The 26,035-nt window shown below is 69.1% G+C and carries 25 protein-coding genes and 1 pseudogene; 11 read left to right on the top strand and 15 right to left on the bottom strand.

What is annotated here, in order from left to right:
* Positions 1-19 precede the first annotated feature (19 nt).
* The 3 genes from AC3A6B_RS25665 to AC3A6B_RS25655 form a co-directional block, all read right to left on the bottom strand.
* Positions 20-340: a DUF1161 domain-containing protein gene (locus AC3A6B_RS25665; RefSeq protein WP_487839464.1), complete on the bottom strand. Its 321-nt coding sequence runs from the start codon at positions 338-340 to the stop codon at positions 20-22.
* Between the two features lie 46 nt (positions 341-386).
* Positions 387-773: a hypothetical protein gene (locus tag AC3A6B_RS25660; protein WP_487839463.1), complete on the bottom strand. Its 387-nt coding sequence runs from the start codon at positions 771-773 to the stop codon at positions 387-389.
* Positions 774-1,023: 250 nt separating this feature from the next.
* Positions 1,024-1,416: a hypothetical protein gene (locus tag AC3A6B_RS25655; protein WP_487839462.1), complete on the bottom strand. Its 393-nt coding sequence runs from the start codon at positions 1,414-1,416 to the stop codon at positions 1,024-1,026.
* A 206-nt stretch (positions 1,417-1,622) separates the two neighbouring features.
* Here AC3A6B_RS25655 and AC3A6B_RS25650 point away from each other — a divergent pair, with 206 nt between their 5' ends.
* The 5 genes from AC3A6B_RS25650 (at position 1,623) to AC3A6B_RS25630 (ending at position 5,768) form a co-directional block, all read left to right on the top strand.
* Positions 1,623-1,919: a hypothetical protein gene (locus AC3A6B_RS25650; protein WP_487839461.1), complete on the top strand. Its 297-nt coding sequence runs from the start codon at positions 1,623-1,625 to the stop codon at positions 1,917-1,919.
* Positions 1,910-2,473, top strand: coding sequence for a tetratricopeptide repeat protein (locus AC3A6B_RS25645; RefSeq protein WP_487839460.1), 564 nt, complete (start codon positions 1,910-1,912; stop codon positions 2,471-2,473). Before AC3A6B_RS25650 ends, AC3A6B_RS25645 begins: the two co-directional genes overlap by 10 nt.
* Positions 2,474-2,501: 28 nt before the next feature.
* On the top strand, positions 2,502-2,759 hold the full coding sequence (locus tag AC3A6B_RS25640) for a DUF4212 domain-containing protein (RefSeq protein WP_487839459.1): 258 nt from the start codon (positions 2,502-2,504) through the stop codon (positions 2,757-2,759).
* A 1-nt stretch (position 2,760) separates the two neighbouring features.
* Complete coding sequence (locus tag AC3A6B_RS25635) at positions 2,761-4,878, top strand: VC_2705 family sodium/solute symporter (protein WP_487839458.1); 2,118 nt, start codon at positions 2,761-2,763, stop codon at positions 4,876-4,878.
* Positions 4,879-4,973: 95 nt separating this feature from the next.
* Complete coding sequence (locus AC3A6B_RS25630; protein ID WP_487839457.1) at positions 4,974-5,768, top strand: DUF899 domain-containing protein; 795 nt, start codon at positions 4,974-4,976, stop codon at positions 5,766-5,768.
* Positions 5,769-5,775: 7 nt separating this feature from the next.
* Here AC3A6B_RS25630 and AC3A6B_RS25625 read toward each other — a convergent pair whose 3' ends face one another.
* Both AC3A6B_RS25625 and AC3A6B_RS25620 read right to left on the bottom strand, forming a co-directional pair.
* Entirely contained in the window at positions 5,776-7,977 is a 2,202-nt protein-coding gene (locus AC3A6B_RS25625) for a phosphocholine-specific phospholipase C (RefSeq protein ID WP_487839456.1), read from the bottom strand.
* 30 nt (positions 7,978-8,007) lie between these two features.
* Entirely contained in the window at positions 8,008-8,190 is a 183-nt protein-coding gene (locus tag AC3A6B_RS25620) for a hypothetical protein (RefSeq protein WP_487839455.1), read from the bottom strand.
* A 218-nt stretch (positions 8,191-8,408) separates the two neighbouring features.
* On the opposite strand from AC3A6B_RS25620, the gene AC3A6B_RS25615 reads away from it, so the two are divergent.
* On the top strand, positions 8,409-9,350 hold the full coding sequence (locus tag AC3A6B_RS25615) for an ABC transporter substrate-binding protein (RefSeq protein WP_487839454.1): 942 nt from the start codon (positions 8,409-8,411) through the stop codon (positions 9,348-9,350).
* 64 nt (positions 9,351-9,414) lie between these two features.
* On the opposite strand, the gene AC3A6B_RS25610 is transcribed toward AC3A6B_RS25615, so the two are convergent.
* Positions 9,415-10,098, bottom strand: a complete 684-nt coding sequence (locus tag AC3A6B_RS25610; protein WP_487839453.1) for a hypothetical protein — start codon at positions 10,096-10,098, stop codon at positions 9,415-9,417.
* Positions 10,099-10,239: 141 nt separating this feature from the next.
* Between AC3A6B_RS25610 and AC3A6B_RS25605 the strand changes: the two genes are divergently transcribed.
* Both AC3A6B_RS25605 and AC3A6B_RS25600 read left to right on the top strand, forming a co-directional pair.
* Complete coding sequence (locus AC3A6B_RS25605; RefSeq protein ID WP_487839452.1) at positions 10,240-11,037, top strand: alpha/beta hydrolase; 798 nt, start codon at positions 10,240-10,242, stop codon at positions 11,035-11,037.
* A gap of 96 nt (positions 11,038-11,133) precedes the next feature.
* On the top strand, positions 11,134-11,589 hold the full coding sequence (locus AC3A6B_RS25600; protein WP_487839472.1) for a CDGSH iron-sulfur domain-containing protein: 456 nt from the start codon (positions 11,134-11,136) through the stop codon (positions 11,587-11,589).
* Between the two features lie 39 nt (positions 11,590-11,628).
* On the opposite strand, the pseudogene AC3A6B_RS25595 reads toward AC3A6B_RS25600, so the two are convergent.
* From AC3A6B_RS25595 to AC3A6B_RS25580, 4 genes and pseudogenes are all read right to left on the bottom strand, one after another.
* A pseudogene (locus AC3A6B_RS25595) lies at positions 11,629-12,210 on the bottom strand (DUF6064 family protein); the annotation flags it as partial.
* An 11-nt stretch (positions 12,211-12,221) separates the two neighbouring features.
* Positions 12,222-13,163 (bottom strand): aldo/keto reductase, encoded by a 942-nt coding sequence (locus AC3A6B_RS25590; protein WP_487839451.1) that lies wholly within the window; start codon positions 13,161-13,163, stop codon positions 12,222-12,224.
* A 12-nt stretch (positions 13,164-13,175) separates the two neighbouring features.
* Complete coding sequence (locus AC3A6B_RS25585) at positions 13,176-15,584, bottom strand: spermine/spermidine synthase domain-containing protein (RefSeq protein ID WP_487839450.1); 2,409 nt, start codon at positions 15,582-15,584, stop codon at positions 13,176-13,178.
* A gap of 7 nt (positions 15,585-15,591) precedes the next feature.
* Complete coding sequence (locus AC3A6B_RS25580; protein WP_487839449.1) at positions 15,592-16,335, bottom strand: protein-L-isoaspartate(D-aspartate) O-methyltransferase; 744 nt, start codon at positions 16,333-16,335, stop codon at positions 15,592-15,594.
* A 124-nt stretch (positions 16,336-16,459) separates the two neighbouring features.
* Here AC3A6B_RS25580 and AC3A6B_RS25575 point away from each other — a divergent pair, with 124 nt between their 5' ends.
* Positions 16,460-19,690, top strand: a complete 3,231-nt coding sequence (locus AC3A6B_RS25575) for a galactose oxidase early set domain-containing protein (protein ID WP_487839448.1) — start codon at positions 16,460-16,462, stop codon at positions 19,688-19,690.
* A gap of 8 nt (positions 19,691-19,698) precedes the next feature.
* Here the strand turns inward: AC3A6B_RS25575 and AC3A6B_RS25570 are convergent, their stop codons facing one another.
* The 5 genes from AC3A6B_RS25570 to add all read right to left on the bottom strand — a co-directional run bounded on the left by AC3A6B_RS25570 (position 19,699) and on the right by add (position 23,367).
* Entirely contained in the window at positions 19,699-20,808 is a 1,110-nt protein-coding gene (locus AC3A6B_RS25570; RefSeq protein WP_487839447.1) for a cupin-like domain-containing protein, read from the bottom strand.
* A 93-nt stretch (positions 20,809-20,901) separates the two neighbouring features.
* On the bottom strand, positions 20,902-21,102 hold the full coding sequence (locus AC3A6B_RS25565) for a hypothetical protein (protein WP_487839446.1): 201 nt from the start codon (positions 21,100-21,102) through the stop codon (positions 20,902-20,904).
* Positions 21,103-21,140: 38 nt separating this feature from the next.
* Positions 21,141-21,605 carry an EVE domain-containing protein gene (locus AC3A6B_RS25560; RefSeq protein ID WP_487839445.1) on the bottom strand — a complete coding sequence of 155 codons (465 nt, stop codon included), beginning with the start codon at positions 21,603-21,605 and terminating at the stop codon, positions 21,141-21,143.
* A 7-nt stretch (positions 21,606-21,612) separates the two neighbouring features.
* Positions 21,613-22,251, bottom strand: a complete 639-nt coding sequence (locus tag AC3A6B_RS25555; RefSeq protein WP_487839444.1) for a LysE family translocator — start codon at positions 22,249-22,251, stop codon at positions 21,613-21,615.
* Between the two features lie 57 nt (positions 22,252-22,308).
* A complete protein-coding gene (gene add, locus AC3A6B_RS25550; protein WP_487839443.1) occupies positions 22,309-23,367 on the bottom strand; it encodes an adenosine deaminase in 1,059 nt (352 codons plus the stop codon).
* A 122-nt stretch (positions 23,368-23,489) separates the two neighbouring features.
* On the opposite strand from add, the gene AC3A6B_RS25545 reads away from it, so the two are divergent.
* Positions 23,490-24,461, top strand: a complete 972-nt coding sequence (locus AC3A6B_RS25545) for a BMP family lipoprotein (RefSeq protein ID WP_487839442.1) — start codon at positions 23,490-23,492, stop codon at positions 24,459-24,461.
* A gap of 6 nt (positions 24,462-24,467) precedes the next feature.
* Entirely contained in the window at positions 24,468-26,018 is a 1,551-nt protein-coding gene (locus AC3A6B_RS25540) for an ABC transporter ATP-binding protein (protein ID WP_487839441.1), read from the top strand.
* Positions 26,019-26,035: the final 17 nt, after the last annotated feature.

Genomic DNA, 26,035 nt, shown 5'->3' with positions numbered 1-26,035 from the left:
GCGTTGATCCGGGTCCCGCTTACTTCTTGCAGTCGCCGCCGATCGAGACAGAGCCGTCCTTGCATTCGGTCAGGATGGGCTCGCTGCGAGGCTGCGGCGGCGAGGCCGGCACGTCGGTCTGCGCATACACGATCTTCTTCGTTCCCAGATCGCAGGTGCCCACCACCTTGTCGACGACCGGTGCATCGGCGTCTACCGTGGTGAGCGTAAAGCGGGTCACGCCGGAGGTCCGGATCTTGGCATCGATCTGGGATCGGATGGCATCGCAGCTGCTGGCGCCGCTCGCAGAACCGGCGAAGACCAGTGCGATGAAAGCCAGAGATTGAGAGAGTCTTGGCATCGGTGCTTGCCTCCGGCGAGAGTCGTCACTGCGATCCGTCCAGCGATCAACGCGAAGGCACCGGCACCGGAGTCACCGACTCGCGAATCACGCCGCCGCCCATGACGCTGCCGCCGGAAGAACTGCCCGCGCCGCCTCGCACGCGCGCTTCGCAGTCTGCCTGGTCGGCGGCTGGCTGCAGCTTGCATCGCTCCATCGCATTGGCGTCGTAACCGGCGGAGCTCGAGCCGGTGAGGCCGTTGCGCCGGCCTTCCTGTCGCGCGGCGCCGGCTTCGCGAAGGCACGCCGCCTTGTCCTGCTGCACGCCGTCGCAGGCCGCGCGTTCGCGCGACATGCGGGCATCGGAGCCGGGCGGCGCCGACTGGGCGAGCGCGGCGCCGGCACCGAGCAGCGCGATCAGCCAAAGACTGGCCAGAGCGGGTTTCTTGTTCATGGGACTCCTTCTTGAACGGAGCCTGCAATGTGACCGCAGGACGGCGGCAGGGCTGTGGGACGGATGCCCGATGCCTGTCGGACGCAGTCTGCAAAAAAGAAGGCCCGCACGAGGCGGGCCTGAAGGGGTTGGTCCTTGATGCCCACCCGGGAGAAACCATGGCCGAAGATTAGTAGGTGTAGTCCTACACGGCAAGTCGAGCAAAAGTTCACGTTCCGCAATGGCTGGGCCGCGCAGTCGAAGAGGCGGTTCAAAGCTCGATGAACCACACGTGGCCGCAGCGCTTGCAGCGAACGCGCAGGCGATCCTGCGCGGGCTGTCCCGCGTCGTTCGGGTTCAGGATCTCCCATCTCGCATAGGTATCGCAAGCCCGGCACACCGCCTGGTCGGCGACGAACTCGGCATGGTTGAGCAGGTAGAGGTAGCGCCGCAGCGCCCAGAAACCGATGAGCGCGCTGGCGATGGCGCATGCCAGTATCAGCAGTTGCGACGACGCATCCAAGCGCAGGCTATAGGCCTCCGCGCTTCCCAGCAGGCCGACGGTGCAGAGCAGCACCAGGACCAGATGCGCATGACTCTGAAGCAGTTCGCGCTCGTACCACTTGCGAAAGCCCACTCGAAGGATCGTTCGTGCCGCGTTCATCGACGCTTCCCTTCCCGGCGAAGCTCGCATTCGCCGCATGCCTTGCAGGCGATCTCCGGCACGCAGCCCTCCCGTGCAAGGTGTTGCGGCGCAGCAGAGGGTAAGCACCGAGCAGGATTCCAAGCGGATAGGGGCTTGCGTAAGAAATCCGTAAGCTACCCTCCAACAATGGGTTCATCGCGCTCGCGCCGAACCTTGGGGGTTACGTGCTGCTGCTCGCATCGTCCGTCAAGCTGATTGCCGAGATTGCCCTGTTGGCACTGGCCGGTCAATGGGTGCTCGGGCTGCTGGCGGGAAGCCGGCGCGATCAGAACCTCTTCTATCGCCTGCTGCAGGTGCTGACGAATCCCTTCGTCAAGACGGTGCGTTCCATCACCCCCCGCTTCGTGCTCGACCGCCATATCCCGCTGGCGGCCTTCGTGCTGCTGGCCTCGGTATGGCTGGCAGCCACGGTCGCGAAGATCAACCTCTGTCTGCAGATCGGGGTGCAGGCATGCAGGTGAAATACCAGGCCTTCAGGCTGCGCGCCATGGTCTTGCTGTTGCTGGGCCGATCCGACTCGGCCGAGGCGGTGTTCGGCGACATGCTGGTGCTGCGGCCCGATGATGCCTATGCGCTTGCGAGCCGCAGCTACGTCCGCGTGCAGCTCGGCAGGCGCGAGGCCGCCATCGAGGACGCGACGCACCTGGTGCAGGTCCATCCTGAACGCAGCGCCGGCGACTGGTTCAACCTGGCCTTCCTGCTCGAGGCCGGCGACCGCGTCGAGGAAGCTGAGGCGGCCTTCCGCCGGGCCGTGGCGCTCGATGCCCGGCTCGACCGGGCCTGGTACGGCCTGGGCCTGGCCCTGATCCGCCAGCGCCGCTACGGCGAGGCCGCCGAAGCGCTGAAGCGCAACACCGAACTGCAGCCCATGAGTCCCTATGGCTGGTATCAGCTGGCACGGGTGCACATGGACCGTCACGAGCCGGAGGAGGCTCGCAGGATCATCCGCCATCTGCGGGGCTTCGAGCCCAAGATCGCCGCTCAGTTGGAACGCGAGACGGGTCTCGCTTCTTGATGCAGTGAAAGCAAGCTAGGAGACAGCGATGGAATTGACCGAAACGCAGCGCCACTACTGGCAGAAGAACCTTCGGATCACTGCGATCCTGCTGGCGATCTGGTTCTTCGTGACCTTCGTGATCGGGTACTTCGCCCGTGACCTGAACTTCACCTTCTTCGGCTGGCCGTTCAGCTTCTGGGTCGCGGCCCAGGGCGCATTGATCGTCTATGTCCTCATCATCGGGTTCTACGCCTGGTACATGAATCGCCTGGACCAGGAACACGGCGTTGCCGAGGAGAACTGACATGGCCGACATCAGCTTCGATCACCCTGCCGCCGGCGGCGCCTCGGACAGGCGCACCTTCAAGAAGCAGCTCCACAAGGTGTACGGCTGGTACACCGGCGGCTTCATCGTTTTCGTCATCCTGCTGGGGATCCTCGAGCAGGCGGGTTTGCCGAGGAACTGGATCGGCTTCATCTTCCTGTTCGCCACCGTGGGGCTGTATGCCGGCATCGGCATCATGAGCCGCACCACCGACGCGGCGGAGTACTACGTCGCCGGCCGGCGCGTGCCGGCGGTCTACAACGGCATGGCGACGGGCGCCGACTGGATGAGCGCGGCTTCCTTCATCGGCATGGCCGGCACGCTCTATCTCACCGGCTACGGCGGGCTGGCCTTCATCCTGGGCTGGACCGGCGGCTACTGCCTGGTGGCGCTGCTGCTGGCACCCTATCTGCGCAAGTTCGGGCAGTTCACGATCCCCGACTTCCTGGGCGCGCGCTACGAGGGCAACCTGCCGCGCTTCATCGGCATCGTGGCGGCCATCCTGTGCTCCTTCACCTACGTGGTGGCGCAGATCTACGGCGTCGGCCTGATCACCACGCGCCTGTCGGGCCTGGCCTTCGAGATCGGGATCTTCGTCGGCCTGGGCGGCATCCTGGTGTGCTCCTTCCTCGGCGGCATGCGCGCCGTGACGTGGACGCAGGTCGCGCAGTACATCATCCTGATCATTGCCTACCTGGTGCCGGTGATCTGGCTGTCGGTGAAGCAGACCGGCGTGCCGGTGCCCCAGGCGATCTATGGCTATCAGCTCGAGAAGGTGGCCAAGCGCGGCGACGAGCTGCGCGCCGACCCCAAGGAACTCGAGGTGGTCGCCATCTTCAAGGCCCGCGCGGCCGAGTTCGATGCCAAGCTGAAGGGACTGCCTGGGTCGCTGGCCACCGAGAAGGCGGCGGCCGAGAAGAGGGTGGCCGACCTGAAGGCCGCGAGTGCGCCGCCGGCCGAGATCGACGCAGCCGAGAAGGCGCTGGCCGCCGTGCCGCAGGACGAAGCCGCGGCGCGCAAGGCCTGGACCGCGGCCAAGACGGCCAACGAAGCGCAGGCCAAGCCGCTGGCCGGGATGCCGAACCATGCGCAGATCTATGCCGGAGACCCGAACGGCGATGCGGCGGCGAAGAAGGCGTTCGACGAATCGAGGCGCAATTTCCTCGCGCTGGTCTTCTGCCTGATGGTGGGTACGGCCGCGCTGCCTCACATCCTGATGCGCTACTACACCACGCCCTCGGTCAGGGAGGCCCGCGAGTCGGTGACCTGGTCGCTGTTCTTCATCTTCCTGCTGTACTTCACGGCGCCTGCGCTCGCGGTGCTGGTGAAGTTCGAGGTCTTCAACGTGCTGGTAGGAACGCCGTTCAACGAGCTGCCGGCCTGGATCGCCAACTGGTCAAGGGTCGACTCCTCGCTGCTTTCGGTGTCCGACGTGAACAAGGACGGCATCTTCCAGCTCAGCGAGATGAAGATCGGCGGCGACATCATCGTGCTGGCCACGCCGGAGATCGGGGGCCTGCCCTACGTGATCTCGGGCATGGTGGCGGCCGGCGGCCTGGCCGCGGCGCTGTCCACGGCCGACGGCCTGCTGCTGACCATCGCCAACGCGCTGTCGCACGACCTGTACTACAAGATGATCGATCCGAATGCGCCGACCTCGCGCCGCGTGGCGCTTTCCAAAGCGCTGCTGCTGGTGGTGGCCCTGGCGGCTGCCGCGGTCGCGGCGCAGAAACCGGCCGACATCCTGTTCCTGGTCTCGGCGGCCTTCTCGTTCGCGGCGGCGGCCTTCTTCCCGGCGCTGGTGCTCGGCATCTTCTGGAAGCGCGCCAACAAGTGGGGCGCATCGCTGGGCATGGCCGCCGGCCTGGGCGTGACCTTCTACTACATGGCCGTGACCCAACCCTGGATGCGCAGCGTATTCGGCGTGACGAGCCCGATCGAGCTGTGGTGGGGCATCCAGCCGATCTCGGCCGGGCTGTTCGGCGTGCCGGTCGGTTTTGCGGTGATCGTCATCGTCAGCCTGCTCACCGGCCAGCCGAGGCAGGATACGCAGGAGCTCGTGGAGCACGTGCGCTATCCGGACCTCAAGCGGGCCTGAGCGCCGGGGAATCCCGCCACACTTGTTACTCCCGGCGTTCGATCTCCGGTGCCAAACTGGTTCACCGACAACGAGCGAACCAGGAGATTTCTGCCATGACTACCTCGACCGACAACGGACGCAAAAGCCCACAGCCTGCCATGCACACACCCCCGGTCGTATCGCCGCAGGCATGGGAGGCGGCCCGCGAGCAGCTGCTCGTGAAGGAAAAGGCCCAGACCCGCGCCCGTGACGTCCTGGCCGCCGAGCGCCGGCGAATGCCGTGGATGGCCGTGGAGTCGGCGTATGCATTCGAGGGGCCTGCGGGCAAGGCCAGCCTGCTCGACCTGTTCGACGGCCGGCGCCAGTTGATCGTCTACCGCGCCTTCTTCGAGCCGGGCGTGTTCGGCTGGCCCGACCACGCCTGCCGGGGCTGCTCCATGGTGGCCGACCAGGTCGCCCATGTCGCCCACCTGAACGCCCGTGACACCACCCTCGTCTTCGTCTCGCGTGCGCCTCAGCCGGACATCGCGCGGCTGAAGGCGCGGATGGGCTGGGAGATGCCGTGGTTCACCCTCACCGACAGCTTCGACGCCGACTTCGGCGTGGCCGAGTGGCACGGCACGAACGTGTACTACCGCGACGGCGATCGCGTGTTCCGCACCTACTTCCTCAACAACCGCGGCGACGAGCAGATGGGGGGCACGTGGAACTACCTCGACATCACGCCGCTGGGCCGGCAGGAGGTCTGGGAGGACTCGCCCGAGGGCTATCCTCAGACTCCGACCTACAAGTGGTGGAACTGGCACGACAACTACGCCGCAGACGCAGCGCCCGACAAGAAGTGGGTCGAGGTGTCGGACGCCGGAGAGGCGGCGTTCCGGAACCAAAAACCGAGCCCGAAGCCTTGAGGCGCTTTCAGGCGTTCGGCTTGCCCATGGCCGGATCGCTCACCGAATGCCGGCCGGTCTCCACGCGGCCGGCGATGCGGCGCAAGTAGGCCGGGTCGGCGTCGCAGCGCACTTCGAAGTCGTACCAGTTGCCGCTGTCCTCGAGGTCCCACTTCTGCTCGACATCGTCGCCGCCCTTGACGCGCACGGTCCACGGGCCGTCATTGCGGTAGGCCAGCGCCGTGATGGTGAAGACGCATGCCCGCTCGCCCTCGTTGCGCAGCTTCAGGTGCAGGTCGCCGCGGCGCACGTTGTAGCCGACGCGGATCTCGGGGTCGGGCGCGCCGCGCGAGCGCAAGCGGTTCAGGTCGCCCTTGAAGTGCCGGTGGAAGCCGTTGGGCCCGAGCACCCACAGGTCGTAGAGGCCGGCGTTGTCGGTCGCCGCGGCCCACTCGTCGTCGAGGCGCGCGTTGGGCTCCACCATGTAGCGGCGCGGCAGCCGGTCGAGGTTGAGCTTGTCGTAGACGTGGAACACGGCCGCGGCCTCGCCGCTGTTCGCGAAGACGAGCTTGACCTTGCCGTGCAGCGCGTTGCTGCGCGCGCTCACGTGCAGTTCGTAGGGCAGGGCGCGCGAGGGCCGCGTGCCGGGGGCCTGCACCGGCAGCAGCGGGTTGGCCGGCGGCGCGATCTGGGGCAGCTGCTGCTGCGCGGCGCGCAGCTGATCGGCCTGGGCCAGCGTCTTGCGACCCGTGAGCGCGGGCAGCGGCTCGTTGTTGGGGTTCTTGAAGTTGAAGGCGCTCGTCAGGTCGCCGCATACGGCGCGGCGGTAGCGGCTGATGTTGGGTTCCTTGACGCCGAAGCGCTGCTCGAGGAAACGGATGATCGAGGTGTGGTCGAACACCTGCGAGTTGACCCAGCCGCCGCGGCTCCAGGGCGAGATCACGTACAGGGGCACGCGCACGCCCGGTCCGTAGACGCGGCCGTCGGGCTGCGGCTGGCTGGTGGTGCCGGGCGGGTTCGGGTGCGTAAAGCGCTCGAAGGCGAGGTCGGACTCGCGCAGCGTGGTCTTGCCGGCCGGCGTGCCGTCCGGGTTGAGCGAGGGCGCAGAGGGCGAGGGCACGTGGTCGAAGTAGCCGTCGTTCTCGTCGAAGTTGACCAGCAGCACGGTCCTGCTCCACACATCGGGCACGGCGGTGAGCGCGTCCAGCGTCTCCTGGATGTACCAGGCGCCCTGCACCGGGCTCGACGGGCCGGGGTGCTCGGAGTAGGCGGCCGGCGCGACGACGAAAGAAACCTGCGGCAGCTTGCCGTTCCGGATGTCCTGGCGGAAGGTTTCGAAATACGCGTTCACGTCGCCGAGCGGGCCGGGCATGGTGTTGGCGATGCCCTTGTAGAGCGGGTTGCCGGCATCATCGCTGGCCGGGTCGTAGGCAGGCGACAGCGCTTCGTTGCTCACCGGCTTGCCCGAGGCCTCGTTGGCCTTGCGGTACTGCTTGAAGCCGGCCAGCGGGTTGTCGCCGAAGTTGTCGGGCATGTTCTGGTAGACCATCCAGCTGACCTTGGCTTCCTGCAGCCGCTCGGGGTAGGTCTTCCAGTCGTACCCGAGGGCGGAGGAGTCGATCGAGTCCCACTCGTTGTTCACCGTGGCCACGCCGGCGCCGGTGGGGCCGTTGGTGCCGGCCCACATGAACATGCGGTTCGAGTTGGTGCCGGTGTGCATCGAGCAGTGGTAGGCGTCGCACAGCGTGAAGGCATTGGCCAGCGCGAACTGGTAGGGCAACTCGGCTTCCTTGTAGTAGCCCATCGAGGCCGGTGTCTTATAGCGAACCCACTGCTCGATGCGGCCGCCGTCCCAGGCGTCCTGGCCGTCGCTCCAGCTGTGCGGCGTGCCGCTCACGCGCTGCGCATTGCCCTTGGTGAAGTCGAGGTGGTAGGGAAGCACCGGCTGGCCGGCGGCGTTGTTCTGCTGCCAGACGTTGCGGCCCTGCGGCAGCGGAATGGTGAAGCGGTCGCCGAAGCCGCGCACGCCGCGCAGCGTGCCGAAGTACTGGTCGAAGGAGCGGTTCTCCTGCATCAGGATCACCACGTGCTTGACGTCCTTGATGGTGCCGGTCTCGTTGTGCGCCGGGATGGCGAGGGCTTTGCGGATGCTGGGCGGAAAGGCGGCGAGGGTGGCGGCGGCGATGCCGGTGGTGGCGGTGCCCTGGAGGAATTTGCGGCGCGAGTTCATGGGGGTCTCTGGATGTTGTTGTCGAGGGCTTCAGGGCGCGTAGCGCACGTCGGCGTTGTCGCTCGCCGGGGGTTGTGCGGGGGTTTCGGTTTTCTGGCTGCCGGCGGCCGTGCCGCTGAAGCCGCCGCCGCTGCTGCCGCCGCCGCAGGCGGCAAGCGCGCAGGCCAGGGTCAACGCGCCTGCGAAGCGCGCCAGATTCGCAACTGTTGTCATGGGGGGTTCCTTCGAGTCGTCTGTGAGGGGCGCGGCCTAGACTAGGCAGCGGCCGTGTCAGGCGCGTGAACCCACCGTGACGCCGGCGCGACCTGTGGCGCCGACGCGGCGGCGCTTGCGCCACCCCGGGTCTTGAGCTAGCCTGAATGCGGAGTTGCTCATCGGGCTTCCACATGAATCGACGGACAACATGCGCCGCGGCGTTGGCCTTGATCGCCTTGCCGCGTCAGGTCCTGGCGCAGGTCGTGGGCCGCAAGGCGCGCATCGGATTCCTGGTCGAGCCGGCGCTCGACCCGATCCTGCAGCGCGGCGTCGTCGAACCTTTCCGGCAGGGGCTGCGCGATCTCGGATACATCGAGGGCCAGAACGTCGTCATCGAGTACCGATCGGCCGAGGGCCGGCATGAGCGCCTTCGCGAACTGGCCGACGAGTTGTTGCGGCTCGAACCCGATGTCCTGGTCGCGGCGTTTCCCGCGCCGGCGCTGGCGGTCAAGGATGCGACGCGCACCGTGCCGGTGGTGGCCGTGGGCGTCGACAACCCGGTCCAGATGGGGCTCGCGGCGAGCCTGGCGCGCCCCGGCGGCAATTTCACGGGCATCAGCGGGTTTGCACTCGAACTCATAGCCAAGCGTCTGCAGCTCGTGCACCAACTCGTGCCGACGGCACGGCGGATCGGCATCCTGGTGAATCCGAATGTCATGCGGGCCGGTGCCCTGGACCGTCCCATCGTCGATTGGGAACACACGCTCGGCGTACGGATCTCGGTGTACCCGGCAGCCGGGCCGGACGAGTTCGAAGGCGTCTTCAACGCCATGGCACGCGATGGGGTCGGCGGCCTGGTCGTGCTTGCCGACGCCAACACCTACACGCACCGGGTGCGGCTCAACGCGCTGTGCCTGCAGTGGCGCATGCCATCCGTCTGGGGCGGGCGCGACTTCCTGACCGGCGGCGGCCTGGCCTCGTACCAGTCGGACTTCCCCGCCATGTACAGGCGGGCGGCCGCGTTGGTCGACAAGGTGCTCAAGGGCGGGAAGCCGGCCGAGATTGCCTTCGAGCAATCCACCAAGATCGAGTTGGTGATCGAAAGGCGGGCGATCAATGCGCTAGGCATCGCCGTGCCGCGTTCGATCATCGTGTCGGCAGATGCGGTGCTCGAGTAGTCGACGGAAAAGTTGCCGAACGAACGCGTCTGCAGGCTCGAGATCAAGAAACAGGGCCGCGCCCTTACTTCGCAGCGAAGCAGTAGAAGCGGCCGCTGCCGCCGGTGCGGATCAGGGCTTCCTGGCTGCAGCCGGCCGACTGATGCGAGAAGTTCCACGAGGTGGCCCAGGCCTCGGACGTGGGTCCGGTGCGATCGTGGTGGCCGACCACGGCCGAGCCGTCGCCGCTCTTGGTCCAGGCACCGCAGGTGGTGTCGGTCTGGGGGGCGAAGGCGGTGCCGTCGGCGCGCGACCCGGTCAGGATGTCGTGCTCGTTGGGAGTCTCGCCGCGGCCCTTGACGGGATTGCCGCGCTCGTCGAGCGCGGTGGCCTTGCTGATGTTGTTGCCGTTGTGCAGATGCGCCAGGTCGCGCGCGACCAGCTCGCCCTTGGCGTTGTGCCAGGGGCCTGTGCCGATGCGGTCGCGCGCATTGACGGCGGCAACGCCCGGGGTGGAGCCCGATGCAAAGGTCGGCGGCACGCTCAGGTAGGCGCGCCAGCTCTTGCTGCCGGCCCCGGTGGCGCTGGCGAGCCGCTGGCAATGTGCGTCGGCACCTGCGAGCCCGCCCAGGTCGGCACCCTTGCCGCTCCCGACGCTGGTGACGAAGAAGCTCATGGATCCCCTGGTCGGCCCGGTGGCACAGGCGGTGACCAGGGTCACGGCGGCGCCGGCGAGCGCGATGGCGAGCAATGCGGATTTCTTGTGCATGAAGGACCTCCTGGCCAGTCGCGAAGCGCCAATTGGGCAACGCGCGGCAAGTTTTGCGCTTTAGGGGGAACCCGGGGCAAGATCGCAGGCGCATCGGCGTCGATCCCTGGCCGCCGTTCAACAGCGAGGCGGCGCAAGTCGATGAAACTGATCTTGAAACTCGCCATCGCCTGCCTGATCGGGCTGGCAGGAGTCACCATGTTCCAGGACCGCCTGCTCTACTTCCCGGCCAAAGCCACGGTCGCGGACATGGTGTCCGGCGGACTGAAGGCCTGGCCTTCGGCAGATGACTTCCGCGGCCTGGTGGCGCAGCCGGCGGGCGATGCGCGCGGGACCGCCATCGTCTTTCACGGCAACGCAGGGCATGCCGGGCACCGCGCCTACTACGCCCAGGCGCTCGCCGGCCTCGGGCTGCGCGTGATCCTGGCCGAGTACCCGGGCTACGGCCCGCGCGGCGGAGCGGTGGGCGAAGCGCACCTGGTCGACGATGCCGAACAAAGCATCGTGCAGGCGCACCGCGCGCATGGCGCGCCGCTGCTCGTCATCGGCGAATCGCTGGGCGCGGGCGTCGCGGCCGCGGCGGCCGCACGCCAGCGGGACAAGGTGGCGGGCCTGCTGCTGATCACGCCATGGGACCGGCTCGAGCACGTCGCTGGCTTCCACTATCCGTGGCTGCCGGTGAAGTGGCTGCTGCGCGATCGCTACGACAACGCGGCGCATCTCGCATCCTTCGGCCGCCCGGTGCTGGTGGCCGTTGCCGAGCGCGACAGCATCGTGCCGGCGCGCTTCGGCCGCGCGCTCCACGACGCGCTGCCCCAGCCCAAGCGGCTGGTCGTGATCGAGGCGGCCGGCCACAACGACTGGCCCGGGCGTGTCGACGATGCATGGTGGCGCCAGGTCACGTCCTTCGTGCTGGACGCTTCCGCCGCGGCGCGCTGAGCACGGGCAACCGATTTTTTTCTGCGCTCATCAGGTGTACGCTTGGCTGGCGCTCGCGCGCATCGGCTGAATGCGTGCGCGGGAAGGAGTTGCAAGATGAAGCAGGAACAAAGACCTCGCATCAGGCTGTCGCGCAATGGACCCTATCTGGTCACCGTCGATGACCTGACGAACTCGAAGGGAGAGCAGCTCCAGGGGTGGAACGGCGTCGCGTTGTGTCGCTGCGGCGCGTCGCGCAAGAAGCCGTTTTGCGACAGCTCCCATATTCGGATCGGTTTCTCGGACGACGACCGGTGTCCGGAGCGCACGCCTGATGGCGTCGTGGCCGGCCGAGGCGCCGCCCAGCCCGGACCCGGCGAGGTGAATGCTCCGAGCATTCGTGTCACGCGGAACGGACCCTATGAGGTTCAGGGCTTCGATCTCGACACCGACAACTGGAGCGAAGGCACCTCGCGCGAGCGCTATTTCCTCTGTCGCTGCGGCGGATCGAAGAACAAGCCGTTCTGCGACGGAACGCACCGCAGCATCCAGTTTCGGGACGACAGCAACTGAATCGGAACGCGCCGTCGCCGCTGCCAGCGTCCACTGCGTCGTCGCACCGACCAGGCACCACAGCAGCGGGATCGGCCACAGCATCCATGCGAAGGGTGCGAGCGGGCGCAGGAGGAGCAGCAGGCCCAGGGTCGCGAGCGCGGTCGGGTCCGGCGCCATGCCGAAGAGCCCGGCCTCGCGCCACGGCCTGCCGAAGAGCAGCAGGCCGAGCCAGGGCTGGATGAAGAGCGCAAAGACGAGCAGGCCGAGGCCGAGATGGCCGCGCCAGCTGCGCTGCGTCCGGATGTGAAGGCGCGCGCCGAACACGCCGCACAGGAACAACAGCCCGCCCTCGATCGCAAAGGCCGCGGCGAACCAGGTCGCGGCCCAGTTGATGGCGGCATAGCGCCGCAGATGAAAGGCCCAGGCCACCCACAGCCAGCAGGCCGCGAGCAGCAGGCAGGCCACCCGCGCCGCCTGCGCCCCGCCTTGCAGCGCCGTGTACAGCAGCGCCAACCCTATTGCCAGGGCCAGGAGGTGCGCCGGCCAGAGCTCGGCGTTGTAGAGCTCGAACAGCCGATGGTAGGTACGCGCCGAGAACAGCAGGAAATCCGAAGGCCGGTAGCTCCACCACTCGGACATTGGCGCAGGCCCTATAACGCCTCGACGTGCGCAACCATGCGCCGCCGCATCGCGGCGTCGGGCATGCGCCCGAGGGCCGCGCCCATGTTCTGCCGCACGTGCGGCACGCTGCTGGTGGCCGGAATGGCGCAGGTCACGGCCGGATGCGAGACGATGAACTTGAGCGCGAACTGCGCCCAGCCGTCGCAGCCGATCTCGGCCGCCCACGGCGGCAGCGGATGGCGCTGCAGGCCGCGCAGCAGCGCGCCCTCGCGGAAGGGCCGGTTGGCGATGACGGCAATGCCGCGCTCGCGCGCCAGCGGCAGGATGCGCTCTTCGACTTCGCGGTCGAGCAGGTTGTAGCTGACCTGCACGAAGTCGATCGGCCGGCTTTGCATGATCGATTCGATCTCGCGATGGCGCCGGCCTTCGGAGGTGGTGATGCCGACGTAGCGCAGCCGCCCGGCCGCCTTCATCGCGAGCAGCGCCGGCAGATGCTCTTCCCAGGCGAGCAGGTTGTGAACCTGCAGCAGGTCGAAGCGCGAAACTTTCCACAGCCGGCGCGATTCCTCGATCTGGCCGGGCCCGCGTGCGCCAGATCCGATCCAGACCTTGTCGGCCGCGAACACGCGCGCGGCGCTGCCGATGCGGGCCAGGCCTTCGCCGATGACGCTCTGCGACGAACCGTACATCGGCGACGAATCGACCATGCGTCCGCCGGCTTCGAAGAAGGCGCGCATGACCTCGGTGCAGGCATCGCGCGCTGCACGGTCGTTGCCGACATTGAAGGTGATCCAGCTGCCCAGGCCGACCACCGGCAGTTGCTCGCCGGTCGAGGGGATCGGCCGGGTCGCGGGGGGCGGCGTCGTCTGGCTGCGGGCGAGCGCCGGCCACAGCAGGGACGGCGCCAGCACCGCGAGCCCCTTCTTCAGGAACTCGCGGCGCATCGAAGCGTGGCGATGACCGGCGAGCATGCCCCCATGGTGTCAAGGACGCGCTGCCGCCGCAAGCCCGTAGAGCGCCAGCGCCGCCAGCACCACGGCAGTGAAGCCGAGATGGATCGCGAGCAGCGTGGCCAGCACCGCGCCGGTGACCGACGCGCAGCCGTTGATGCCCCAGGCCCAGGGGACGAGCCGGGCATCGGCGGCCTCCACGCGCGCCAGGCCGAGCGGGAAGGGCATGCCCATGAAGAAGGCCAGCGGCGCGATGAGCGCGACCGAGAGCAGGATGCGCGCGGCGTCCGGCCACCCCATCGCATGGCGAAAGAGCACCGGAAGCAGCAGCAGGCAAAGCGCTGCCGCGAGCGCGATGGCGCCGGCCACCGCTGCCACCGGCAGCGCCCGCGCGGCGACGCGGCTGCCGATGCCGGCGAACAGCAGGAAGGCGAACAGCACCACCGCCACCGCGTAGAGCGGATGACTCAGGAACAGCACGAACTTCTGGATGAACGCGATCTCGATGAACATGAAGCCGAAGCCGATCGCCATGAAGTAGACGAGCACGCGGCCGCGCGATCCGGCGAGCGGCGCCATGCGTTGATCCTTCTGCCGGATGCCGGCCCAGGCCAGCGGCAGGCCGATGAGCAGCAGGCTCGCAAGCGCCGCCTGCACCAGCGTCGCCACCAGCACCGGATAGCCCCATTCCAGCAGCGGCAGGCCGCCTTGCTCCTTGAGCGACAACAGCTCGGGCAGCGAGCGCCACTTGAAGAAGTGGAAGAAGTGCGGCTTGTCGTCGGTGGCCGGCGCGATGTGGAACTTGTAGTTCTCGATGAACGCGTCCCGGCCCGGACCAAGCAGCGCCGTCGCGCTGTCGAACAGGTCCGGGCCTTCGACCACGTTGTAGCGGTTCGCGTCCTCCGCACGCATGCCGGGGTGGAAGCCGAGGTCGAAGGAGCGCGCGACGCAGAAGGCCTTGATCGCCGCGATGTCCTCGCTGCCGAAGGCGCCGTTCTTCACCAGCAGCGTGGCGGTCTTCCAGCTGCGTATCAGCGCGAGCTGCGAGCCTGGGTCGGCAACGCCCGATCGCTCCAGCGCCGCCGCGGCCGCGGCAAAGAGCTTCAACGCGTCGCGCGGCGGCAGCGTGACCCAGCGCGTGATCGCGAGCAGGCCGCCGGGCTGCAGGTGCCGCAATTGCTCCTGCAGCGCTTCGACCGTGTAGAGATGGTTCTCGGCCAGCGCGTAGAGGCCGGCCGAGGAGGCGCTGAAGGAATCGAGCAGCGCCACCTGGATCAGGTCGTAACGCTCGTCGCTGGCCGCGACGAAGCCGCGCGCTTCGGCCACGTGCACGCGCGCGATGTGCGCGTAGAGGCCGCCCGCATGGTCCGCGAAACGATTGCGCACCAGCTCGACCACTTGGCGGTTGAGCTCCACCGCATCGATCCGGCTCGCGCCGTGGTAGTGGGCCTGCAGCACGTCGGCCCCGGCGCCGGCGCCCAGCACCAGCACGCGCGGCCGGCGCAGCAGGTGGTAGGGCAGTGCCGAGCTGATCTGGTCCAGATGGGCCAGGCTCTCGCGCCGCCCGTCGAAGCGGGTCAGCGCGTTGAGCCCTTCGCCGTCGACGAAGACCGCGAGCTGCGGCGGCGGTTCGGTGCTCGCGTTGAGGCTCAGTCCCGGCGCGTGCCGCAGCGGAACGCGCGGGCTCTCCAGCACGCTGACCAGCCCGAGCGGGCTTGACCGCTCCTCGATCACGCGGGCTTCGGGAATGCGCAGGGTCTGCGACAACTCCTTGTACGGGGACATCGCGGGCGCGATCCAGGCTGTGGGCAGCAGCAAGGGCAGGAGAGCGAACAGCATCGACAGCAGCGCCGGCCAGCGCACGTGACCACCGCATTCGAGCCATGCCACCGCCGCGGCGACGAATCCCAGCGCGCCGATCAGCTTCAAGGCCTCGGCCGGCGAGAGTACGAAGAGCAGGGCCACGACGCCCAGGCTGCCGGCCCCCGCACCGAGGATGTCGAAGCTGTAGATGCGCGCCAGCTTGCCGCGAAAGTGCGACAGGGCCATGCACACGCAGGCGCCGGCGCACAGGAAGGGCAACAGCAGCAGCAGGAAGACCGCCAGCAGGTAGGCGGGCTGGCGCGGGTCCCAGAGCAGTTCCAGCGGATTGAAGGGCACGCGCTGCGCGAGCAGGAAGCAGCCGATGGCGCCGGCCCCGAAGGCCGCGGCGGATGCGCAGAACAGCGGCGCGAAACGCCGTTGCACTGCGTGCTGCGCCAAGGCCAGCACGGCGCCGCTGGCGCCCCAGCCCAGCAGCGCGAGGCTGATGATCATGTAGGCGAAGTGATGCCACAGCATGATCGAGAACAGCCGCATCAGCACGATCTCGTAGGCCAGCGCGGCGGCCGAGATCAGTGCCACGGCGAGGAGCGGCGCGCGCTGATCCTGCGATGGGGCCATCGCCGGCTCAGCGCTTGCCGGTCAGCGGCACGAAGGCCACCGGCAGGATCTGCCGCGTCGAGACCGTCCCGTCCGCGTTCTTCTCGACCAGCATCAGCTGCTGGACCATGAAGGCCGCGCCCACCGGGATCACCATCCGCCCGCCCGGCTTGAGCTGGCGGATAAGCGGCGGCGGAATGTGGCTGGCGGCCGCGGTGACGAGGATGGCGTCGTAGGGCGCATGTTCTTCCCACCCGTGGTAGCCGTCGCCCAGGCGCACCTCGACATTGCGATAGCCCAGCGCCTGCAGCCGTTGCCTGGCCGCCAGCCCGAGCGGCTCGACGATCTCGATGGTGTAGACCGCGCCGGCCAGCTGCGCCATCACCGCGGCCTGGTAGCCGGAGCCGGTGCCGACCTCGAGCACCTTGTGGCCGGGCTCCGCGCGCGCCAGGTCGGTCATCAAGGCGACGATGTAGGGCTGCGAGATGGTCTGGCCGTGGCCGATCGGCAGCGGCCGGTTCTGGTAGGCGTAGGGAAGCTGGTCGGCAGGCACGAAGGCATGCCGCGGCACCTTCGCCATGACCTCCATCACGCGCGCGTCGAAGGCGCGCTTGCCGGTGTCGGCCTGGGTCTCGCGCGCGTGCGCCGCGATCTGCTGCGCCATGCGCTGGCGCTCGGCCGCGAACGCGTCGGCCGCGGCGGACCGGCCCCCTGTCACGGCCAACAGGAGCGCGGCGGCAACGGCAACGAGGCGGACGGTGAGTGCGGCCATCGTCTGCCGATCATGGCCCTGCGCAGGAGTGCGGTCCACCCCTCCACAAAAACGAGGAGGAACGATCTTTGCCTGCGGCTGCGAACGCTGTATAAACTTAAGTTCGCACTCCAGGGGGGCAGCGATGCAGAAAGGGCAGCCGGATCCGCGCGTTTCGGGCTTCACATGGATCGCCTTGTGCGCCCCGTTCGTGATCACCGCTTGCGGTGGCGGCGGGGACGGTACAGGCACCGGCATCGCCGGCATGCCCACCGGTGCCGGCGATGCACCGGCACCTGCACCAGCGCCGGCCGCTGGGGCGATGTCCAAGCCGGAGTCTCCACCCTCGCCCATCAGCAAGGCCGTCAGGTCGCTCGACGACATCGCCCAGTTGCGGCAGCTGGAGCGTGACCGCGCCGCGCCCATCGACCGCGGCGAGGGTGCGCCGGGTCAGCCCACCACCGCTGCCGCGGCGGCGGCAGCAGCCGCGGTGGCGCCCAGCATGGGCGGGCAATGGGCCGCCCCGATCACCTGGCCGATCAATGCCATCCACGCCGTGCTGACGCCCGACGGCAAGGTCATGAGCTACGGCACCGACCCGAGCGGCGCCCAGGGCGCGCAGCTCTACTACGACGTGTGGACGCCGGCCACCAACGCGCACAGCCTGCTGCAGCACACCACCCGCACCGATCTCTTCTGCACCGCCCAGTCCACGCTGCCCTCCGGGCTGGTGCTGCTGGCCGGCGGCGACACGCGCGGGGTGACGCCGAACCAGGTCAACGGGGGCGTGCGCGACGTCAACCTGTACGACCCGGCCGCGGCCACCATCTCGCCGGGACCGCCGATGGCCTATGCGCGCTGGTACGGCACGCTGGTGCCGCTGGCCGACGGACGCCAGCTCGTCCTGGCCGGCATCGACGCCGGCGGCGCGGGATCCGGCGTGCCCGAGATCTACCGGCCCACGCTCGGCTGGCAGACCCTCAACATGCAGGACTGGCCGGCCGACTGGTTCTATCCGCGCGCCGTCCTGGCGCCCAATGGGCGCGTGCTGGTGACCAGCGGCAACAAGCTGTTCAGCATGAACACCGAGGCCCCGTTCATCATGCAGATCGGCACGCTGCCCAGGACGGCGAACTGGGCCATGCCCTGGACCATGTTCGACCGCGGCAAGGTCCTGCTGATCGCCGAGGACGGCGGCGCGATGGTGATGGACTTCAACGGCGCCACCCCCGTCGTGACCTCCATCCCGGGACCGGGGACCAACCGCATCTGGTCCAGCGCGACCGTGATGGCGGACGGCAAGGTGCTGGTCACCGGCGGCTCGAGCACCTTCAACGAGCTGGTCGACACCGCCTTCAGCGCCATGATCTGGGACCCCGCCACGGGCCAGTGGACCACCGGCGCCGAGGCGACGAAGCCCCGCCTCTACCACTCGAGCGCGCTGCTGCTGCCCGACGGCACCGTGCTGTCGGCCGGCGGCGGCTCGCCCGGGCCGGTGGTGAACCTCAATGCCGAGATCTACTCGCCTCCCTACCTGTTCGACAGCAACGGCCAGCGCCGGCCGCGCCCCTTCATCGACCAGACACCGGCCCAGCTGACGCTGGGCACCGACTTCCGCGTCACCGTCGCGTCCTCGCGGCCGATTCGCCGCGTCACGCTGATCCGCACCGGCGCGGTCACGCATTCCACCGATTTCGGCCAGCGCTTCCTCGAACTGCCCTTCACCCAGGCCACCGGAAGCGCGAACGTCGACATCACCTTCAACGAGAGCCCGAACGTCGTGCCCATCGGGCATTACCTGCTGTACGTGATCGACGACGCCGGCGTGCCTTCGATCGGGAAGATCCTCAAGGTGGATGGCAGCGTGACGAAGGTCGCCGACCAGGGGCAGACCTTCACCCTGCCTGCGCCCACCGTCGTGCAGTTCGGCGTGGGCGGGAACTGGACCCAGAAGACCGTCACTGGCAACGTCAGCTGCAAGAGCGATTTCTTCGGCATCAATCCTTCCCCCACCGTCACGAAGAGCTGCCACGTGCTCACGACCAAGGCCTCCGGCGTGACCCTGGGCAGCACGCAGACGACTACCGACCGCACCGTCGCTGCGCAAGGCGGCAGCTTCAACATGTCGAGCGCGACGCTGGTGAGCTACGGCGCCGACAACCGCTGGGTGCACAAGGTCGTGACCGGCGCCGCCACCTGCACCGTCTCCTTCTTCGGCAGCGACCCGGCGCCGTCGGTGGCGAAGTCCTGCGTGGCGGACTCGGGCGTCACGGGATCGCCCCCGCCTCCGCCACCTCCGCCGCCTCCACCCCCGCCGCCACCGCCACCGCCGCCGCCCTCAGGAACCACGCTGGCCACCGAAGGCGGCACCTTCACCGTGTCGAGCCCGACCCTGGTGCGCTATGGCGCCGACACGCGCTGGGTGGAGAAGACGGTCAACGGCACAGCGCCCTGTACCAACGAGTTCTTCGGCAGCGACCCGGCGCCCTTCGTGGTGAAGTCCTGCGTGACGGCCACCGCCCCGCCGCCGCCTGCACCTGCACCTGCACCCGCACCAGCACCTGCACCTGCACCTGCACCTGCACCTGCACCTGCGCCTGCGCCTGCGCCCGCACCCGCACCCGCACCCGCACCCGCACCCGCACCCGCACCCGCACCTGCACCTGCGCCTGCGCCTGCGCCTGCGCCTGCGCCTGCACCGCCGCCGTCCGGGGCGACGCTGGCCACGGAAGGCGGCAGCTTCACGGTGTCGAGCCCGACCCTGGTGGCGTACGGCGCCGATACGCGCTGGGTGCAGAAGACCGTCAACGGCACGGTGCCCTGCACCAATGCGTTCTTCGGCACCGACCCGGCGCCCTTCGTGGTGAAGTCCTGCAGGCTGGTGACCGCGTCCCCGCCACCACCGCCACCGCCACCGCCAGCGCCAGCGCCAGCGCCAGCGCCTGCACCTGCACCTGCACCTGCACCTGCACCTGCACCTGCACCTGCACCTGCACCTGCACCTGCACCTGCACCGGCACCGGCACCGGCGCCAGCGCCAGCACCTGCACCAGCACCAGCACCAGCACCAGCACCTGCACCAGCACCTGCACCAGCACCTGCACCTGCACCTGCACCGGCACCGGCACCGGCACCGGCACCGGCGCCAGCACCGGCGCCAGCGCCAGCACCTGCACCAGCACCAGCACCGCCACCCTCGGGCGCATTCCTGGCCAACGAGGGACAGAGCTTCACCGTGTCTTCGCCGACCGTGGTGAGGTATGGCGCCGACACGCGCTGGGTGCAGAAGACGGTCAACGGCACGGTGCCCTGCACCAACGCGTTCTTCGGCACCGATCCGGCGCCCTACGTCGTCAAGTCCTGCCGCGTCGCCTGAGCCGAGCTTCAGGCGTCGGGGACGGCACGCGGCACCGGGTCGAAGTAGCTGAACTGGTTCGAGATCGGCAAGGCCAGATTCGAGTACGAGAAAGACACGCTGACGTCCAGCGCGCGCACCTGGTGCCACCAACCCAGCGGCAGGAACATGGTCTCGCCCGGCCAGACCACGACTTCGAGTACGCGCACGCCCTCGAACAAGGGAAACCGTCTCAGGTCGACCGCATCCAGGTCGATGGGACTGAAGACGCCGTTGGTGTTGTACAGGCGCTGCCCCTGCAGCGGCGAGACGAGGCGCCAGCGCTTGCGCCCGACGACCTGCGTGTGGAACAGCATGATCGTGTCGTGGTGCAAGGGGGTGACGGTGCCTCCCGGCCCGAACCAGAACGAGGAACGTCCGGCCAGTTCCGCGCGATCGCAGCATGGCGGCAGGCTGCCGATGTCATCCAGCAGCGGCGCGAAGTCGGGCCGCCGCAACGCCTCGTTGTTGGCGGTGAGGTAGTAGTCGTTGCTTTCGCCGCCGACGAGCACCTGGTCGACGAAATCGCCCAGGCGGACAGTCCGCCGATGCGAGGCCTTGTCTTCTTCGTAGCGCGGATTCGCCTGGCGTTCGGCCTGCACCTCGACATCGACATGGCCGAAGCGCATCTTCAGGTCGGCCGGCGACCACCGCCGCATCGCCGGCCAGTCCCGCGTATGGCCCGTGAGCACCAGGGGCCGGCAGCCCCGCACGTAGCGATCGATGAACTCGTCCTCGCTGACCGACACGCGCTTGTCCACGATGCCGTACATCGGGTCGATCTCCCAGAGCAGCTGCAGGTTGGCCAGCGTCGACTCGAGCTTGCGAAGCTGCTGCGCCCGGCCCTCGGCCGCGATGTAGACCGCGTTGACGGGCACCAGCTCGATCAGCTCCGCGCTGGCTCGCGCGTCGACGCCGGCAGCGGTCATGACCGCCAGCATCGATTCCGGCGTGCAGCCGCGCAGCAGCTGCTCGGTGACCCAGCGCACCCACTCGGGGGTCAGCGCTGCGCCCGCTGGAGCCGGGGATGCCTTCTCGGCCTGGCTATCGGCCTGACTCTCAGGCGGCCGTGGCGGAGCAGGCGGCATAGCTGGATTCATGCGGCGATCTCCTGCGTTCTGTGCCTGTCCATTGTGGGCCGAACCCGGCCGAGATGGTGGCCTGGGCCCGCGCAGCGCGATGCCCCGCTGCCGTCACTCGCAGCGAAACAGGACGCCGGCTTCGGCCTGGGCCTTGCCGAGCATCCGCGCGGTCGAGCCTTGCGCTCGGCAGTAGTTCGATGCGTCGGCGGACGTGGGCGCGCGCAGCACGCCTTCGCGAACGCGGACCACCTCCGTGGGCGTGGAGCAGCCGGCGAGGGCCAGGACGAGCGGGAGCAGGGTGCGCAAGTTCATTCGATTTCTTGTGTGAGGTGTGCGGGGGCCGGTTTTTTTCAAGCCAGCATGTGGTCGACGATGAGGTGCCAGTGCGTGGCATCGACGGGTGTGATCGACAGGCGGTTGCCCTTGCGCAGCACCACCATGTCGGCCAGCGCGGGCGTCGCGCGCATCTCGGGCAGGCCCAGCAGCCGGGTCTTGCGCAGCGCCTGCACGTCCAGCAGCAGCCAGCGCGGGTGCTCCGGCTTGGAGGCCGGGTCGTAGTAGGGCGACTTCGGATCGAATTGCGTCGGATCGGGCCGCGTGCCGGAGGCCACGCGCGCGAGGCCGACGATGCCCGGCTGCGGGCAGCTCGAGTGATAGAACAGCACGCCGTCGCCGACCTGCATCTCGCTGCGCATGAGGTTGCGCGCCTGCCAACCGCGCACGCCGGTCCACGGCACGGTCGCATCGGGGGCGGCCAGCGCGTCGTCGATCGAGCACTCGTCGGGCTCGGATTTCATCAGCCAGTAGCGGGACATCGCAGGCTCAGCGCGTGGGCCGCGTACCCATGGCCGTGAGCACGCCCAGGCCGATGAAGGAAGTGCCTGCGAGCCGGTTGCCCCAGACCGCATGCCGCGCCGCGCGGCCCAGGCGCGGCGCGACGAGGCTGGCCGTCAGCACGTAGAACAGGTCGGTGCAGCAGGCGACGGCTACGAACACGCTGCCCAGCGCCAGGGTCTGCATCAGTGGGCTGGCGTGCGCGTCCATGAACTGCGGCAGGAAGGCGGCGAAGAACAGGGTGGTCTTTGGGTTCAGCAGCGCCACCACGAAGCCGTCGCGGAAGACGCGCCGCAAGGGCTTGCGCGGCGCCTGCGGCGCGGCGTCCGCGACGACCGGCGCCGTCCGCCACATCCGGATGCCGAGGTACACGAGGTAGGCGGCGCCGGCCCACTTCACCACGGTGAAAGCGGTCGATGACACGGCGAACAAGGCGGCCAGGCCGAGCGCGGCGCCCACCGCATTGGCGAGGTTGCCGAGCGCCACGCCCAGCACCGAAGCCAGGCCGCAGGCGCGGCCCTGCGCCAGGGTGCGGGCGATGATGTAGACGACGGCGGGGCCGGGCGTGAGCGCAAGCACCAGGCTGGCGCCGACGAAGGCCAGGAGGAGGGGTGTATCGGGAAACATGCGCACTCCAGGATTCTCGAAAACGGCAAGTATCCCCGCACCACCGCTGATTGCAACTCAGCCGGCGCGGGCCTGCCACGCCTGCAGCGCGGCCTGCGCCTGCCGGCGTGCCGCCGCAGGCAGGAACGAGTGCTCGGCCGCCTGCAGGCCCATCGCCGCCAGGTCCTGCAGGCCCAGGCCGTTGTCGCGCACCAGGCCCATCGCCTCGTCGCTCATGCTGACCATCGAGATCAGCCGGTTGTCGGTGTGGAAGGACAGGCTCAGGCCGGCCTGCCAGAGCCGCCTGATCGGGTGGGCCGCCAGCGACGCGGCAGCGCCCGTGTGGATGTTGCTGCTGGGGCACAGCTCCAGGTGCACGCCGCCGGCGCGCACCTCGTCGAGCATCGCGCGCGCGGCGCTGCCGGCCGGCGCGTCGAGCGCGTCGGCCAGCCGCACGCCATGCCCGATGCGGCGCGCGCCCAGGCGCGCCGCTTCCAGCACGCGCTCGGCCGCGTCGGCCTCGCCGGCATGGCAGGTGATCGGCAGCCCGGCCTCGCGCGCCATGGCGAAGGCGGCGGCATGGCGCGACGGCGGATGGCCGCGTTCGGCGCCCGCCAGGTCGAAGCCGATCACGCCTGCGTCGCGGTAGCGCAGCGCCAGTTGCATCACGCGCTCGCTGTGCGCGCTGGATTGCTCGCGCATGGCGCACAGGATCAGCCCGCTCGGAAGCGGACTTCGGCGCAGGCCGGCCAGGAGCGCCTCGACCGCGGCTTCGGGCGGCACGCCCAGGGGCTCGAACAACAGGGGCGCGATGCGGAACTCGGCCAGCACGCAGCCGTCGAGCCGCGCGTCCTCTGCCGCCTCGAAAGCCACGCGCGCGAGCGCCGCGGGGCTGGCCATGGCTTCGACCGTGAGCACGAAGCCGCGCAGGTACTCGGCCAGGCTGCCGGCATGGGCGCGGGCGTTGAACCAGGCCGCGAGCGCCGCCGCGTCCGGCGCCGGTGCGGCGATGCCGCGCGCGTGCAGCAGTTCGAGCAGGGTGGCCGGCCGCAGGCCGCCGTCGAGATGCTCGTGCAAGAGCACCTTCGGCATTGCCTGCAGCTGTTGCGCCAGCGTGCGGGAGAGCGGAGCGACCATCGCCGCATGGTAGTGCCCCGGGGTCGGCACGGCGCAAGTCTTGCTATCCTGCCTCGGGCTCTGCGCGAGCCTGCGACGCAGCAAGAAGTCTTACAGCCGGATCGCCAACCAAGGATGCGCACATGAAACTCAACAAGGTCCTCGTCCTCGCTCTCGCCGCCGGCGCCACGCTGGCGGCGGTTGCCGAGCCGGCCATCGTCTACGACATGGGCGGCAAGTTCGACAAGTCCTTCAACGAAGCGGCCTACCGCGGCGCCGAGATGTGGAAGAAGGAAAGCGGCAAGCCCTACCTCGACTTCGAGATCGCCAACGAGGCGCAGCGTGAGCAGGCCATGCGCCGCATGGCCGCGCGCGGCGCCAACCCGGTGATCGGCATCGGCTTCTCGCAGGGCAGCAGCCTCGAGAAGGTGGCCAAGGAATTCCCGAAGCTCAACTTCGCGATCATCGACTCGGTGGTCAAGCTGCCCAATGTCGAATCGATCGTGTTCAAGGAGCACGAGGGCAGCTTCCTGGTCGGCATGATGGCGGCCCTGGCCAGCAAGAGCGGCAAGGTCGGCTTCGTCGGCGGCATGGACATTCCGCTGATCCGCAAGTTCCAGTGCGGCTATGAGCAAGGCGCCAAGTACGCCAACCCGAAGGTCGAGGTGAGCTCGGTCATGACCGGCACCACGCCCGCCGCCTGGAGCGACCCGACGCGCGGCAGCGAGCTGGCCAAGGCGCAGTTCGCCAAGGGCGTCGACGTGGTGTTCGCCGCCGCCGGCGGCACCGGCTCGGGCGTCTACCAGGCTGCCAAGGACGCGGGCAAGCTGGCCATCGGCGTCGACAGCAACCAGAACCACATGCAGCCGGGCACCATGCTGACCTCGATGGTCAAGCGCGTCGACGTGGCGGTGCTCAACGCTGCGAAGAAGCCGACCCCCGGGGTCACCTCGCTGGGTCTGAAGGAAGGCGGCGTCGACTACGCGCTGGACGAGCACAACGCCAAGCTGGTGAGCGCCGACATGAAGGCCAAGGTCGATGCGGCCAAAGCCGACATCATCGCGGGCAAGATCAAGGTGGCCGACTACATGGCCGATAACGCTTGTAAGTTCTAGCCGGCCGTGTCCGGAAGCCCCGCGCCCGCGGTGCGCATGTCGCGCATCAACAAGCACTTCGGCGCCGTCCACGCCAATCGCGACGTCACCCTCACCGTGCCGGCCGGCACGGTGCATGGCGTGGTGGGCGAGAACGGCGCGGGCAAGAGCACGCTGATGTCGATCCTGTACGGCTTCTACCAGGCCGACAGCGGCGAGATCGAGATCGAAGGCAAGGCGGCGCAGATCCGCGGCGCGCACGAGGCCATTGCCCTGGGCATCGGCATGGTGCACCAGCACTTCATGCTGGTCGAGACCTTCTCAGCGCTCGACAACATCCTGCTCGGCGCCGAGCCGCATTGGCGGCTGCCGACGGCGCGCGCGCAGGTGCGCACGCGGCTGGAGGCGCTGATGCGCGAGAGCGGCCTGCAGGTGCGGCTGGACCTTGCGGTCGAACAGCTGCCGGTGGGCGAGCGCCAGCGGCTCGAGATCCTCAAGGCGCTGTTTCGCGGCGCGCGCATCCTGATCCTCGACGAGCCGACGGCGGTGCTCACGCCGCAGGAGACCGAGCAGCTGTTCGACACGCTGCGGGCCCTGCGCGCGCGCGGCACCACGGTGCTCTTGATCACGCACAAACTGAAGGAAATCATGGCGCTGTGCGATGCGGTGACGGTGATGCGCGCGGGCGCCGTGGTGCTGGCCTGCGCCACCGCCGACACCAGCATCGACGCGCTCGCGCAGGCGATGGTCGGGCGCCGCGTGCAGATGGGGCGCTTGGGCGAGGCTGCGCGCGCCGCGAGCGGCACGCCGCTGCTCGAGGCGCGCGGCCTCGACTGGCGCGACGCGCAGGGCACGCCGCGGCTGGTCGACGTGTCGCTGCAGTTGCACGCGGGCGAGATCGTCGGCATCGCGGGCGTCTCGGGCAACGGCCAGAGCGAGCTGCTGGAGGTGCTCTCGGGCATGCTGGCGCCGCAGGCCGGCACGCTGACATTGGGCTCGCGCTCCTTCACGCCCGAGCACTGGCTCGACCCTGAAGCCGCGCGCGAAGCCGGGCTCGCCCATGTGCCGGAAGACCGCCACCGCCGCGGCCTGGTGCTGCCCTTTGCGGCCTGGGAATCGGCCGTGCTCGGCTACCAGCGGCGCCCGCGCTACAGCCGGCACGGCTGGATGAGGCAGTCGGCCATGCAGGCCGACACCGCGCGCATGATGGACGAGTACGACGTGCGGCCGCGCAATGTGCGCCTCGCGAGCGCCAAGTTCTCCGGCGGCAACCAGCAGAAGCTGGTGCTGGCCCGCGAAGCCGCGCCGAAGCCGCGCGTGCTGCTGGTGGGCCAGCCGACGCGCGGGGTCGACATCGGCGCCATCGAGTTCATCCACGGTCGCCTGCGCGCGATGGCGGCCGCGGGCGGTGCGGTGCTGGTCGTGTCCTCCGAGCTCGACGAGATCCTGGCGCTGGCCGACCGCGTGCTCGTGATGGCCGGCGGACGCGTCGTCGGCGAGCGCCCGGTCGCGCAGTGCGACGAGACCACGCTGGGCCGCCTGATGTGCGGCGCGGGCGACGAGGTGACGAACGCATGAGCGCAGCGACGGGCCGC

This window comes from Variovorax sp. Soil_C_33 (assembly GCF_057656935.1).
The sequence above is the reverse complement of the archived record's forward strand: the minus strand, read 5'-3'. Positions and strand labels throughout refer to the sequence as shown.